Raw genomic sequence first — 14604 nt, forward strand, 5'->3', positions numbered from 1 at the left:
ATTTGATATTATTTTTCAAAATTACCCTATCAATTGTGTTATAATTTTTTCAGTGTCTGACAATGATACATAATAACAAATATGTGAAATTAAGGAGGGTATGTAAATATGGGTATTTTAAAGGCTGGAATCGGTGCTGCTTCAAGCGTTCTTTCTGATTCCTGGAGAGATTATTTCTACTGCGATGCAATGCCAAGTGACACTCTTGCTATTAAAGCTGCAAAACGCACAGGTAAGGGAAGTTCAAATACAAAAGGTAACGATAATATCATTTCCAACGGTTCAATTATTGCAGTTGCTGATGGTCAGTGCATGATCATTGTGGATCAGGGAAAGGTTACTGAAGTTTGCGCAGAACCCGGTGAGTTCGTATATGACGTAAGTACAGAGCCCTCTCTTTTCTACGGTAGCCTCTCTGACAATATCAAAGAGACATTCAAAAAAATAGGTAAGCGTATCAGCTTCGGCGGTGATGCTGCTAATGACCAGCGCGTTTACTATATAAATACTAAGGACATCATTGGAAATAAGTATGGAACAGCTAATCCGGTTCCTTTCCGCGTAATTGACAGAAACATCGGCCTTGATGTAGATATCTCAATTCGTTGCCATGGTGAATATAGCTACAAAATTGTAGATCCTATTCTTTTCTACACAAATCTTTGCGGCAATTTCCAGGGCGAATACAAGAGAGAAACCATCGAGTCTCAGCTTAAGAGTGAGCTTCTTACCGCTCTTCAGCCTGCTTTTGCAAAGATTTCCGAAACAGGTGTCAGATATAGTGCCCTTCCGGGTCATACAACTGAAATCGCCGATGCATTAAATGAAGTCCTTTCATCAAAATGGGGCGGCACCTATGGCATCGTTATTTCAACCTTTGGTATAAACTCTGTTAATGCTTCTGAAGAAGATGAAAAGATGATAAAAGAGCTTCAGAAGAATGCTGTTCTCACAAATCCTAACATGGCAGCCGCTACCCTTGTAGGTGCTCAGGCACAGGCTATGCAAGATGCTGCAAAAAATACAGCAACAGGTCCTATGATGGCATTTGCAGGAATGAATATGGCTCAGCAGGCAGGTGGAGCAAACGCTTCAAATCTCTTTGCCATGGGTCAGCAGGCACAGCCTGTTCCTCAGCCTCAGCCCCAGATGCAGCCTCAGAGTCAGGCAGGATGGACATGCTCCTGCGGTACTGTAAATAATGGCAATTTCTGTTCCAATTGTGGTAAGCCGAGACCGAGTGCTGATTGGACATGTTCTTGCGGTACCGTTAACAGTGGTAAATTCTGCTCTAACTGCGGAGCACCAAGACCACAATAATTTTATATAGGAAAAGTCTATGGGATTAACCGAATATGAATGCCCCGCCTGTGGCGGGGTGATGAATTTTAATGCTAAAAACCAAATGTTATCCTGCCCCTACTGTGACACACAGATAAAGGTAGGCGATTATGTTGCTCCAAGACAGGCAGAACAGGATAAAGATGCAAAAGCTGACAGTAACGAATGGCTTTCAGAAGGTACAGAATGGAAGCCCGGAGAAACTGATGGCATGGTAGTCTATTCCTGCCAATCCTGTGGTGGTGAAATTGTTGCTTCAGAAAATGAAGGTTCACTTACCTGCCCTTTCTGCAGTAATAATGTTGTTGTCAAAGAAAAGTTTGCCGGTGATTTGCGTCCTGATTACGTCATTCCATTTAAGAAAAACAAGCAGGATGCTATGGATGCATATGCAGGATATGTAAAAGGAAAACTACTTCTGCCAAAGGTATTCTTTGCCCAGAATCATATAGACAAAATTCGTGGAATCTATATTCCTTACTGGCTGTATGATGCAAAGATAAATGCAAACTACAATTTCCATGCAACAAAGGTAAGAACCTGGAGCGACAGTGACTATAACTACACAGAAACAAGTCACTTTGATGTAGTTCGTGAAGGAAATGAAGAATTTTCTCATGTTCCTCATGATGCATCAAAAGAAATGCCTGACGATCTGATGGAATCAATAGAACCCTTCAGTTTTGGTGAAGCAGTTCCTTTTAACAGTGGTTATCTTGCAGGTTTTCTTGCAAACCGTTATGACGTAAATGCAAAGGATACCCAAAAACATATTCTGGATAGAATGAAGCATACCGTAGAGGAAGACATTAAAAATTCTGTAACCGGTTATTCTTCTGTAAATATTTCATCAAAAGACCAGAAGATAAGCTCTTTAACGCATAGATATGCTCTCTATCCGGTTTGGCTTCTTAATACCAGCTGGAACGGAAATAATTATCTGTTTGCCATGAATGGGCAAAGCGGCAAGTTTGTAGGTAATCTTCCTGTGGATAAAGGCAAAGCAGTCCTTCTTTACATTTTATCAAGTCTGGGATTCACTGCTCTTGCCTGTCTTATTTGCCTCATCATTATTTCTTTTTGATATTAGTAGCCCGGAAGGATAAGTATATGAAATGCAAAAAAATTCTAAATAATCTAATGCCTCTGCTCATCTGCATGATCCTGACATTGCCTTTATTGTCTTCTTTTCAGGTAAAGGCTGACGGTAGCGGAATGGTGGATCCTGTTTATTGCCAGGATGGAACACTTTTCCCAGTAATAGATGCTGCGGATCTTATGACAGATGATGAAGAGAACGAGCTTGCACAGCATATTTATCAGGTTGAGGATAAATATGAATCGGCTATAGTAATAGTTACTATAGATGATCTGGGTTCAAGAAATGTTGAGGAATATGGCGATGATTTTTATGACTATAATGGATATGGTTATAATGGAACAAATAACGGAATATTATTCCTGATCGACATATCCACAAGACAATGGCATATCACCACAACCGGTACAGCCATTAACATATTCACGGATTCAGCCCAGGAAGATCTGATTGATGCCTGCAAAAGTAGCCTGTCTGCAGGATACTATTATCAGGCCTTTGATCAGTTTGTATCCGCTTGCGATGAAAGACAGCAGGATGTAATTGACAGTAAAACCTTTACTACCGGAAAATTTCTTATATGTCTGATCGTAGGTTTAGTACTTGGATTAATTGTACTACTTATGTTTATTGGTCAGTTAAAAACTGTTCATTGGGAAGCAGGTGCATCCAACTATTCTCAAAAGGGACTTTCTCTTTCCCGTAAACAGGATCGCTTCATTAGAACAACAGTTACAAAAACAGCAAGACCAAAAGAAAGCTCCGGCTCTTCAACCCATTCCGGTTCTTCAGGAACTTCACATGGTGGAAGTAGCGGCTCATTTTAAAATAACCTGACAAAAATAATAAGTTCACTTGCACAGATAAAACCTTACCGTTCCAAAGCGGTAAGGTTTTTTAGAGCACTTACCAAGGCTTTTCACGAGCCTGATCCTGGCTTGTTATACAAAATTTACAAACATCACTCTTTTTTTATAAAATGCCTTAATATTTATTGATATACTAGAGAATAGGAGAAAAAGATGCGTTTACGTGATTATTTTCATTTAAATGTGTGGTTACTGCCTATTCTTGTAATACTTGTTCCAATTATGCTCATGGTATTTGGCAGTTCCTACTTAACTACACCAAATACATATTATTTGACTGTTCTTGAAGATGGATGGTCTGTTCAGTATGACAAAATCAGTCTGTCTGATACTAAACTATCTGAGATTAATCTTGGGCCTTCTCGAAAAGGTGACAGCATTATTTTCAGTAATACCATACCCACCGAGCATGTGCCTTCAGCCTGCTTAATGTTCAAAAGTGTTCTTGCAGTGGTAACAGTTTCCATAGATAGCGAAGTTATTTATACCTATGGTAATGAATATCTGGAATCCGGGAAAATGATTCCAAAGCATTACAATTTTATTCCGCTTAACAAACTTGATAATCCTGAAGGAAAAACTTTTACTATAAAGCTTGTTTCTTCTGAGAATAATGCATTTTCAGGTATAGCATCTGTTCGATATGGGAACAGGTATGATCTTGAGCAGGAATTCATGCAGGGAAAACGTCTGCCTTTGTTCGTCGGATGCTTCTTGTGCATGTTCTCTTTTATGCTTCTTACATTATCATCATATCTTTACATGTACCATAGTCATGACCTATCTCTGTTTTTAAGTTCTTTAATATCATTTGTACTTGGTGCCTATAATCTGGCATTTAATGATATTTTTTGCTTTTTATCTGATGCTGAATCCTTTTTTACTCTTCTTGAGTATATAACCTTATACCTTGTTCCTTTTGCAATTATAGCTTTTCTGATATCATCTCACCCTGAACTCAATTCTAGAATTAATACAATTATCATTATTATCAATATCCTCTTTCCATTAATTGCACTGATCCTTCATTTCACAGATATTATTCATGTTAATATTTTCATTCCTGTTCTTCATATTATTGCTATAGCAGAAGCAATATATGAACTTCCACAGCTCGTACTCAATATTTGGAAGGAACACAAAGACAAAATTAACACACCTGAATATACAGGAATAACATCCGACAGTCTTCTTGTAATTGGCCTTGCCTTTTTCATAGTCTGCTCAGTAATCGATATAATAAAATATAATATTTTAAAGCTTTTCTTTGGTGGCGCAGAAGCTTATGCTGATATCAATTTCATGACAATTGGTGCTCTATGCTTTGTTCTTACCTTGTTCCTATCCTACTTTTATCATGGAATAGAGCATATGAACGCGGTTTACATGAAAGATCATCTTGAAGGACTTGCTTATACTGACTCACTTACAGGCCTTATGAACAGAGCAAAATGTATGCAATACATGGCTTCAGTTCATGGAAAATTTGCAATTATTAGTATCGATATGGATAATCTTAAAACCGTAAATGACAGTCTCGGGCATCAGGAAGGTGACCGCATGATTAGATCATTTGCGGACATAATGAAGCAGTCCTTTGTCGGATCTTCTTTGATTGGAAGAACAGGCGGCGATGAATTTCTTGTTGCAATTGAAAATCCCGATAAAGATATTTGTGAAAAAATGATTGCTGACTTAAAAACCCGCATGCAGATTTTTAATAAAAATGAGAAAAATATCAATCTGTCAGCATCCTGCGGCTATGCCTACAGCTATGAAGCTGACGAAAATGATGCAAGCAGTGTTTTTGTTCTTTCGGACAACCGGATGTACAAAGAAAAAGAAACCCATCATCAGGCTAAATTGGACAGATTCGTGAATGATATATTTGGTGGTTCTGAATCAGATGAAAGGAGACAATAAGTTATGAAGAAACGCATAATATTCCTTATTATCTCCATATTAACTTTTATAGTGATAATAACAATATGTCATTTCCTGTTTCTTCCAAAACTGACCAGTCCTGTTATAACTCTGGATAAAAACTGGAATATTCAATATAACGATTTTACTTTGGATAATGTATCTATAAAGGATTTGGATAGAAGTCTGCCTTCTTCTTCAAAAGGCGATATTCTAAGATTATCAACCACTCTGCAAAAGAGCTCTGATTATTCATTTCCGACACTCATGTTTCTTTCGAGATACTCTGCAGTGGAAGTTTACATCGACAACAAACTTGTTTTATCAAAATTCACTGACAAACTTGCTCAGGATAAATATATCGGTTGTTTCTATAATATTGTAACTGTACCATCCAGTGATAACACTCAGCAGTTGGATATTATTTTATTCAGCTCAGAAAACAGTGCCTACAGATATTTTATTTCTCCTACTTATGGGGAATACCATGATGTTATCAGATCCTATATTTTCAAGCACATATTCCCTTTGTCCAGCGCCATTTTCCTGATCATATTCGGTATAGCATTTTTAATCATCACTTTAAGCTTTTACAAAACTCTGCCTACAATTCTTTCGCAGCTCTTTTCTTCTTTGCTTTTCATTAATGTTGGCATTTGGATGCTATGCTATTTCAAACTTCTCGACTTTTTTATCAATACACATGGAATCACCACAGAGATAGAATATCTATCTCTATATATAACGGTTCCTCTTACCTATATAATAATCGGTTGCATTCAGGATCATTACAAAGACTGGATTTTCCTTGTTGTAGCTTCTACAAGTTCAATAATATGTATATTTTTGATTGTTCTTCATTTTTCGGACATTGCAAGAATGAATAGAACTTTAAGATATTTCCAGTGCATTTCGCTAATGTGCTCCATTTTCCTTATAGTGGTCATAGCAAAAGACATTAAGCAGAAAAAGATTTCACCTTCCGAAACCATAGAGCTTATAGGACTTAGCTTCTTTTCTCTTTCATATATATTAAACTTTGTGGCATTCACATTTGAGATTTTTCATATTTTCCCGGAATCATTTCTGACTGTAAGATTAATTCCTATGGGCGGTCTTATTTTCGTTTTTGCAAATCTTATTAACTATTTTATTTATATCTCTGAGTCATTTGCCATGAGAAAAGAGTATGCCTCTCTTACGCATCTGGCCTATGCTGATGGTCTTACTGACCTTCCCAACAGATCAAGATATGATAAATACACTGCAGATCTTGATAAGGGAACAGCTGAATATTGCATCATAAGTCTTGATCTTAATGGTTTAAAGGAAATCAATGATAATGACGGACACGCTGCCGGTGACAAATATCTTCAGGAATTCTCATCTGTACTAAAACAGTGCTTTGATGAAAAATGTTTTATAGCCAGAATTGGCGGTGATGAATTTGTTGCAATATTAAAAGAACCTTATTTTTCAGATATCGATTCAATCCTTACAAGACTTAAAGATGCTCTGGAAATAAAAAACATTCTTTATCCGGGATATAGAAGAAGTGTTGCCTGCGGTTATGCTTTTAGCACAGAAGTTAATCCAAAGGACTCCCACAGCGTATATCTTCTCGCTGATAAAAGAATGTATGAAAATAAAAAGATAATGCATGAAAGACTTGGTATTGCAGCCAGAATATAAATAGTTAACACGAGACAGATGAACATGTAATATGTCATCCTGTCTCGTGCTTTTGTCTACAAGAAGTCATGACTTTTTGTGGGCAAAAGCGGAAATCGCCCGCAAAAATCCTGCCTTCGGCAGGACACGCCCCTCGCTTCGCGAGGACCTGGTCCAATACGATTCCCGTTTTTCTGAGGAAAAACAGGAATCTATAGATTCCTGATGGCTATCTCTTCCTTTGCCTGCAAGAAGTCATGCTTTAAGAGTTTCAAGGCAGATCCCATCAGCTCATCACTACTTAGAATGTCATTTAATCCAAAATATTCTTTTGTAGCTGATTCCAATATTCCATTATCATACATCTGAGCAATTGCATTTGCGCATACCCGGCATTCATAAATATCTTTTAATTTTTTTGAACTGCCCCAATCTATATCGCTCTCATTATAGACATCTTTATAGAAAGCATATAGGATTCTTGCCGCATTTTTTCTGGATACATTTTCTTTTATCATTTTTTCGGAAAACAGAGACATGACATTTTTCCAAAATTTGTTTAGTTGCTCTTCTCTAATGAAATCATTATTTTCCTGAAAAGCTTTTTCACTTTCCTTGCTTTTTCCGGATTCATATTCAGTTATTATAAAATCTATAAATTCCTCGATATTCATGATACTATTGCTGAAATTCTGAATGTCACATTGTCGCAGGCCTTTATTCCGTCAATCTCAAAGATTCCTGAATTATTTTCTTCAACCTCTTTTGTCCAAAGATTTTTTACACTGTAACTATCAGCTCTGGTAATCTTTTCCCCAAAATACCCTATTATATCTTCTATCGATACGCTGATTTTCTCATTTTTGCCTTCTTCACTGACATTTATAAAGCTAAGAGCAAAATCACCATTTGACAGAGGCTTTGCAAGAACATCAATTCTGTTTATGTCCCTGATATATTCCTTATCAGGTTCTTTTTCTGCAAGTGTTGAGAAAATACGTTTTGCCTGTATTCCAAGTGCATCCTGGTTTAATGAGATCATATCCTTATTGGCAATTATGTTATACATCCAGTCATTTGCAGATACTCTTCTTAAATCCATTCCAAGCATTAAAGGTGAATTCATCATGCACCACATAGTCATATGTGTTCTGCATTGAACTTCATCAAGTCCGTTCATGCCTATCATTAGCATATCAGGATCATTCCATCCCTTTGAAAGACCTGCAAATTCATCCATAATAACTGCTTTATTGTATTGTGCTGTAACACTAGTTGTATAATCCTGGTTCCATGCTCCAAATCCGGGGTCTCCATCACTTCCTACGCGGAATGTAATATCATTTAAGATGCGCCATGAGTCACAGACTTTATATGCCCAGTTCTGAGGATGAGTTTTTCCCCATTCACATGCAGAATAAATAATATCATTTTCAGGCTTCAATTCGTTCAGTTCCTTGAGAAGTCTTGCGTAGGAATTAAGTGTATTCTCCTGTCTTCTGTGATTCATTATTCGAATACAGTTAGAACCTTTTTTCAAATTGATCTTTATGGATTTACTCCATTCAAAAGGTTTAATCTCTTTAGTTTCTTCATCAGGTGCATTTTTATCATCTGAATCTTTTTCAGATGGCCACCCATCTTCTGAAATAAAATCGTCAAAAACAATGTCATCATTTACAGCAATCTGAGTCCAATTACCTTTTCCTTCTTCCTTGCCATCCTGATATTCTATTTCTAATAGACATGTAAAGTTTTCTTCTTCAGCAGAATTATCGTTTTTATCAGAATTATCACTAACTGACTTTATCTCTTTATTATCAGCACATATATTAAATATCAGTTCACTGCTTCTAAGTCCAACAGGTGAAGCCTCAGGACCCGTTCCATCATATGTTCCGATTCCTGTAACACTGTTATTTTCGATAAACGCGCGATCCCCTGTTATTTTTCCGTCTGATATTGCATTAAAAGTATATTCTTCTCGAGATTGTTCATTTCTGACAATTTTTATTGATCTTATCGCAGGTGCAAATGTAAATGCTGCATTCTCAGGATTAGAAAATGTAGCATTATCAAATGGATAATAACAATTATCTACTTTAAGAAAATCTACTCCCCATTCAATATAGCTTGCAGCATCATCTCTCTCATGTCCACAGGTTCCAACAGCTGCTCCGGCGCATAGATTTGTACCTATATCATTATACATTCCAAATTTTAATCCCTTGGAATGTATATAATCTGATAATGATTTAAAACCATTTGGAAATTTGTTTTCCTCATTGGACAGTTTTCCATCTATCCTTTCTGGTTTATAACATCCATCATCCAAAATCACATACTCATAGCCTAGTTTATCCAGACCCAGTTCAACAATTTTATCTGCCATTATCCTGGTTAATTCTTCTGTGTTTCCACTTCCAAAAGCATTCCAGCTATTCCATCCCATAGCAGGAAGATGGTTTTTCTTCTTATTAAACAAAATCTTTCCATTATCAAAGGAACTAAATCTTCCATTATCGTCTAACTTATCCGGTCTTAACATGATTTCCTCCCAAATTTTTCTACTAAAAATCCACAAATTTTGCGGTAGACCTCACTAAGTACTCTCCATATATAAATATTCCGGGAAGAACATTCCCGGAATACTCTTTTACCATATTAAATTAACGTAATTTGTTCAAATACTCTTATCAATATTTGCCTTTATATCTGCAATTACTGCGTATTTATTAATACGATTTATCCGATTGTGTATTCTTCACATACCTCCAGAGTTTTTACCTTCTGTCCGGGATATTTTATCTCAACATAATCTATAAAATCTTTCGGATCCGCACCATTAAATGCAAACATATCATAATGTCCCGGAATTGCCAACTTTGGTTTTATAGTTCCAACCAAATCTGCAGCTTCCTGATAAGTCATATTTCCAATGCAGTCGTCCTTAAGTCGCCTTGCATCTCTTCCATTTATCGGAGGAAACATCACATCATATGGACCTTTTTCTCTAAGCTTCTGATATACACCTTCATACAGGCATGTATCTCCCATATGACAAAGCCTGATATTTTTGTAAGTTATAATGTACATCAGATAAGGATGTAATCCATCACTTCCAGTATCAAGAAATTCATGCGCTGCTGGAATTGCTTCTATCCGGATATTTTCATCATTAAAAGCAATGCCTTCATCAATAAAAATAAATCGTTCTTCTGAGATATCCAGTTCCTGAGGTAAAGTTTTCTCAAAGAATTTTGGTGCAACAAATTTTATATGTGGATGAATCTTTGCTATTTCCGACCAGGCACTTCTGTCTATATGATCTACATGATCATGAGTACCAAAAAGAAGAGACACATTTTTAAGATCATCCATACTTAAAGGATTCTTTATCTGTCTTCCTTCCATATCTGAAATAAATAAATCTATACCAAACTTATATCCTGTTTCATCATCCCAAACCAGGATTCCCTGTTGTCCTGTGCGCATAAATTTAATAGCCATAAACCTTCTCCTCAATTAAAAAATTTATCTGACTCATTACAAATGGAAACGATAACGCAAGCACCCTAAAACTTACGATATTAATAATCTGTTCAGAAAAATAACTTAACCCCTTTTGTTCTTTTTCTTAAGAACAGATGATTTTTTTACTTTTTCTTTTTTACTATGCTTATTTTCCTTTTTATCGCTTTTAAAATTCTTATCATTATTTAGGCTTATATTATCTGCCTTTTCATTTTTCTTCTCTTTCTTATCAATGGCAAAATTTTCATTAGCATCCCGATTTTTCTTGATTTGATGCTGTTTACCCTGTTTTTTGGTAACACTGTACCCAAACTTTCCAACTTTTTTTCCAAGCTTAAAATATTCACCATGAGAATAAGCGATGAGATCAGCTGCATTTAGATCAAATCGCCCTCTTTCATCAAGATACTTATCATCAACTGTAACGCACAGAACTTCTGCCACAAACATATCATGAGTTCCAAGTTCTATAACTTCTTTCACTTTACATTCAATATTCACAGGACTTTCAGAAATTCCCGGAGCATTTATTTTTTGAGATTTCTGTGGCGTTAATCTCATCTCTTTGAATTTATCGTAATCTCTTCCTGAACGAACACCGCACCAGTCTGTAGCTCTTACAAGTTCTGCACTTGTAAGATTAACTACAAATTCTCCGGTTTCCTTTATTATGCTATGTGAATATCTGCTTTTCCTCACTGAAATTGTTAACATAGCAGGTGTACTGCACACATTTCCTGCCCATGCAACTGTAATAATATTTGGCTTTTCTCCTTCTCTTCCACAGCTTACCATCACTGCGGGAATCGGATAAAGCATATTTCCAGGCTTCCAAGTTTCCTTTGCCATTATTATTCTCCTCGTAAAATATCTTCTAACATGATTACTATCGATCAGACACAGACATCTGCTGTTTGAAATCTGACTACCTTACTTAAATCATTTACAGATATTTCCACCTGATATCCAACTTTACCAGCTGAAAAGAAAATTTTCTCATCATTTGTAATGCTCTCATGTATTATCGTTTTGAATGCTTTTTTCATTCCAATCGGAGAACATCCGCCATGTACATAACCTGTAAGTGGTAAAAGCTCTTTTTGCGGTATCATGTCAATTGATTTCTCAGAAACAGCTTTCGCTGCCTTTTTAAGATCAAGCTCCTCTTTTACCGGAATTACGAAAACATAATATTCTTTTGATTTACCTTGAGTAACAAGAGTCTTAAAAACCCTGTCTGCATCTTCATTTAATATAGCAGCTATTTCTTCACCACTCATGGATGAATCAGGTTCATACATGTGACTGGTATAAGGTATCTTTTTACCTTCAAGAACTCTCATTACATTTGTTTTATCTTCTTTAGCCATAACTATTTCCTTATATTTTTGTTCTTTTGTTAATATTATCATCAATACTGTTTTTTTCAAATGGATAACATCGCAATATGCTGGTCACAAACACTATAACAAAATAAGAACAAAGAGTCGCTCGCGACTCTTTGCGCGCTGGTGTGCGCAAGCTTTAGCTTGCAAAATTCATCTGCGCACCAGTCGCATCCATAGCGGAGCGCTTTTTATTCAATAGGAAATCCGAAGGAATTTCCTATTGAATAAAAAAAGAAGTCTTAACAATGTAAGACTTCTCAAACTGTTCCCGACGGGAATCGAACCCATAGCTAGCGCTTAGGAGGCGCTTGTTTTATCCGTTAAACTACGAGAACATCGATGCAAAATATATACTTTCTGCAACTTTTATATTTTATCACAGTGATTTTTTTAATTCAACCATGATGAATTGATTGCTGGTGTTCTTAATTAAAAATGGTATGAGATATAAAATTTATTCCATTAATTCTTTGATTTAGGGATAGTTATCCACAAAAAAGTATGACTTTTATTGTGGAAAACTTTCCTTTTTCATCAAGATTCTTACATATCAGGATAATTAACATACCCCTGCATCCAGATGTTTCCCTTAAATCTTCTGCCGGGAAGAGGTTCTCCCAGCAAATCTTTTTTATTTATACAAAGATCAAAAATAAGTTCATTACAATTAATTGTCATCATTTCGAGATTTTGTCCTGTCAGTTTATTTGTAACTTCATGACATTCCAATATTTCTCCCATCACCGAGTATTGATCACATTCAACTCCAAACGGCATAAAATAATTATCAATTATTGTATAAATATCTGTTGTCTTTATGTGCTTTGTTATGGCACTGTATGTATCCATTTCTTCAATTGAAAGAGATTCCATTGCTGATTCATCACCTTTACGTGCCTTGTACATCAGTTTTTCTCTTTCTCTTATTCGCTTTTTTTCATACTTCTTATCACTATCAGTTTTTGCTATAGGCATAACTATTGTGCCTTTAAGAGAAAGTGCTGATAAAGTAAGGGTTGTGCCTTTGATTGGGAATCTGTTTTCATTTTGAATTTTTATATAAGGCACCATGTTCTGAAGATAGAAAATAATTGTTACTCCTACTCTCAGATCATCACATACACCTGCATATGATTCATTGGATGAGTGTCTTGAAACAGTTATATCTTCTTCAGTAGTTATTCTTGTTCCTTTGATATATGGATAATAGTAATCATATAGGAATTTGTCCTGCTCATTGAATTCGCCGCAAACACAAATTCCTATTCCATCAGCGAAATCCTTGCAGAATTCTCCAATTAGTTTTTCTCCATCTTTCGTAACATAGGATCTTGAGTCAGCTTGTTGAACTGTCATAGCTATTAACTGTTGAATATCTTCTCTGCTTTTAAAATTTTCAAAGCCTATGGCTCTTAAATAATTATGCAAGGATTTCACCTCCTTTCTATTTAATAAATTAAAACATGTATTTATTTTTCTGGTATAAGTTTTTCTTTTCCGCCCATGTAAGGTCTTAATGCTACAGGAACATTTACTGAACCGTCTTCATTAAGATTGTTCTCTAAAAATGCGATAAGCATACGAGGCGGTGCTACTACAGTATTATTTAATGTGTGAGCTAGATAATTTCCGTCTTTACTCTTAATTCTAATCTTAAGTCTTCTTGCCTGAGCATCACCTAAGTTAGAACAGCTTCCAACTTCAAAGTATTTCTTCTGTCTAGGTGACCATGCTTCTACGTCACAGGACTTGCACTTAAGATCTGCAAGGTCTCCTGAGCAGCATTCCAATGTACGAACCGGAATATCAAGTGATCTAAATAAATCAACTGTATTCTGCCAAAGCTTGTCATACCACATCTTTGATTCTTCAGGCTTGCATACAACAATCATTTCCTGTTTTTCAAACTGATGGATTCTATAAACTCCACGTTCTTCAATTCCGTGGGCACCTTTTTCTTTTCTGAAGCAAGGTGAATAACTTGTAAGTGTCTGCGGTAATTCTTCTTCTAATATCTGCTGATCTTTAAATTTACCAATCATTGAATGCTCACTTGTTCCGATAAGATACAAGTCTTCACCTTCAATCTTGTACATCATGGCTTCCATCTCAGGGAAACTCATAACACCTTCAACAACATTCCCATGAATCATAAAAGGAGGAACACAATATGTAAATCCTCTATCAATCATGAAATCTCTAGCATAAGAAATAACAGCTGAATGAAGTCTTGCTATATCTCCCATGAGATAATAGAAACCATTTCCTGCAACTCTTCTTGCAGCATCAAAATCAATACCGTTAAATCTTTCCATTATATCTGTATGATAAGGTATTTCAAAATCAGGAACAAACGGATCTCCAAATTTCTCAATTTCTACATTTTCAGAGTCATCCTTACCAATCGGTACACTCTCATCAATGATCTGAGGAATAACCATCATTATCTTCATTACTTTTTCATCGACAACTTTCTGATTTTCCTCAAGTTCTTCCAGTCTCTTTGCATTGGCAGCTACTTCTGCTTTTTTAGCCTCAGCTTCTTCTTTTTTACCCTGTGCCATTAATGCACCGATTTCTTTGGATATCTTATTTTTGTGAGCTCTTAAATTATCTGCTTCCTGCTGATTTTTTCTGCGCTCATCATCAAGCTCGATTACTTCATCTACTAACGGAAGTTTTTCATCCTGAAATTTCTTCTTTATATTTTCCTTTACAAGTTCAGGATTTTCTCTTAAAAATCTAATGTCTATCATTTTTTATTCCCCTTTAAATAATA

11 protein-coding genes, 1 tRNA gene and 1 pseudogene are annotated in these 14604 nt (G+C 35.9%); 5 read left to right on the forward strand and 8 right to left on the reverse strand.

The window, feature by feature from the left end:
* Nucleotides 1–108 precede the first annotated feature (108 nt).
* The 5 genes from G622_RS0100100 (at nt 109) to G622_RS0100120 (ending at nt 6924) form a co-directional block, all read left to right on the forward strand.
* Nucleotides 109–1320 (forward strand): SPFH domain-containing protein, encoded by a 1212-nt coding sequence (locus tag G622_RS0100100; RefSeq protein ID WP_026508990.1) that lies wholly within the window; start codon nt 109–111, stop codon nt 1318–1320.
* Nucleotides 1321–1339: 19 nt separating this feature from the next.
* Entirely contained in the window at nt 1340–2425 is a 1086-nt protein-coding gene (locus G622_RS0100105) for a hypothetical protein (protein ID WP_026508991.1), read from the forward strand.
* Between the two features lie 26 nt (nt 2426–2451).
* The gene (locus G622_RS0100110; protein ID WP_026508992.1) at nt 2452–3267 is read left to right on the forward strand and encodes a TPM domain-containing protein; all 816 of its coding nucleotides are present in this window, start codon (nt 2452–2454) and stop codon (nt 3265–3267) included.
* 195 nt (nt 3268–3462) lie between these two features.
* On the forward strand, nt 3463–5232 hold the full coding sequence (locus G622_RS0100115) for a GGDEF domain-containing protein (protein ID WP_026508993.1): 1770 nt from the start codon (nt 3463–3465) through the stop codon (nt 5230–5232).
* 3 nt (nt 5233–5235) lie between these two features.
* Nucleotides 5236–6924, forward strand: coding sequence for a GGDEF domain-containing protein (locus tag G622_RS0100120; RefSeq protein ID WP_026508994.1), 1689 nt, complete (start codon nt 5236–5238; stop codon nt 6922–6924).
* A gap of 191 nt (nt 6925–7115) precedes the next feature.
* Here G622_RS0100120 and G622_RS0100125 read toward each other — a convergent pair whose 3' ends face one another.
* From G622_RS0100125 to serS, 8 genes and pseudogenes are all read right to left on the reverse strand, one after another.
* The gene (locus G622_RS0100125; RefSeq protein WP_026508995.1) at nt 7116–7577 is read right to left on the reverse strand and encodes a hypothetical protein; all 462 of its coding nucleotides are present in this window, start codon (nt 7575–7577) and stop codon (nt 7116–7118) included.
* Entirely contained in the window at nt 7574–9451 is a 1878-nt protein-coding gene (locus tag G622_RS0100130; protein WP_044956885.1) for a glycoside hydrolase family 27 protein, read from the reverse strand. The genes G622_RS0100125 and G622_RS0100130 overlap by 4 nt, the downstream gene beginning before the upstream one ends.
* 197 nt (nt 9452–9648) lie before the next feature.
* Nucleotides 9649–10413, reverse strand: a complete 765-nt coding sequence (locus G622_RS21095) for an MBL fold metallo-hydrolase (RefSeq protein ID WP_049945618.1) — start codon at nt 10411–10413, stop codon at nt 9649–9651.
* Between the two features lie 285 nt (nt 10414–10698).
* Nucleotides 10699–11286, reverse strand: a pseudogene (locus G622_RS21100) (flavin reductase family protein); the annotation flags it as partial.
* A 44-nt stretch (nt 11287–11330) separates the two neighbouring features.
* Nucleotides 11331–11807 (reverse strand): Cys-tRNA(Pro) deacylase, encoded by a 477-nt coding sequence (gene ybaK, locus G622_RS0100145; RefSeq protein ID WP_026508997.1) that lies wholly within the window; start codon nt 11805–11807, stop codon nt 11331–11333.
* 281 nt (nt 11808–12088) lie between these two features.
* A tRNA-Arg gene (locus G622_RS0100150) sits at nt 12089–12160 on the reverse strand.
* A 208-nt stretch (nt 12161–12368) separates the two neighbouring features.
* Nucleotides 12369–13262, reverse strand: a complete 894-nt coding sequence (locus G622_RS0100155) for a DUF3881 family protein (RefSeq protein ID WP_242832925.1) — start codon at nt 13260–13262, stop codon at nt 12369–12371.
* 32 nt (nt 13263–13294) lie between these two features.
* Complete coding sequence (gene serS / locus G622_RS0100160; RefSeq protein ID WP_026508999.1) at nt 13295–14581, reverse strand: serine--tRNA ligase; 1287 nt, start codon at nt 14579–14581, stop codon at nt 13295–13297.
* Nucleotides 14582–14604: the final 23 nt, after the last annotated feature.

The sequence above is a fragment of the Butyrivibrio sp. LC3010 genome (assembly GCF_000424385.1).
In the GTDB taxonomy this organism is placed as follows: domain Bacteria; phylum Bacillota; class Clostridia; order Lachnospirales; family Lachnospiraceae; genus Butyrivibrio.

Excerpts from the sequence above, each read along its gene's own strand:
- G622_RS0100100 (WP_026508990.1), top strand. The coding sequence starts at position 109 with ATGGGTATTTTAAAGGCTGGAATCGGTGCTGCTTCAAGCGTTCTTTCT.
- G622_RS0100105 (WP_026508991.1), top strand. The coding sequence starts at position 1,340 with ATGGGATTAACCGAATATGAATGCCCCGCCTGTGGCGGGGTGATGAAT.
- G622_RS0100110 (WP_026508992.1), top strand. The coding sequence starts at position 2,452 with ATGAAATGCAAAAAAATTCTAAATAATCTAATGCCTCTGCTCATCTGC.
- G622_RS0100115 (WP_026508993.1), top strand. The coding sequence starts at position 3,463 with ATGCGTTTACGTGATTATTTTCATTTAAATGTGTGGTTACTGCCTATT.
- G622_RS0100120 (WP_026508994.1), top strand. The coding sequence starts at position 5,236 with ATGAAGAAACGCATAATATTCCTTATTATCTCCATATTAACTTTTATA.
- G622_RS0100125 (WP_026508995.1), bottom strand. The coding sequence starts at position 7,577 with ATGAATATCGAGGAATTTATAGATTTTATAATAACTGAATATGAATCC.
- G622_RS0100130 (WP_044956885.1), bottom strand. The coding sequence starts at position 9,451 with ATGTTAAGACCGGATAAGTTAGACGATAATGGAAGATTTAGTTCCTTT.
- G622_RS21095 (WP_049945618.1), bottom strand. The coding sequence starts at position 10,413 with ATGGCTATTAAATTTATGCGCACAGGACAACAGGGAATCCTGGTTTGG.
- ybaK (WP_026508997.1), bottom strand. The coding sequence starts at position 11,807 with ATGGCTAAAGAAGATAAAACAAATGTAATGAGAGTTCTTGAAGGTAAA.
- serS (WP_026508999.1), bottom strand. The coding sequence starts at position 14,581 with ATGATAGACATTAGATTTTTAAGAGAAAATCCTGAACTTGTAAAGGAA.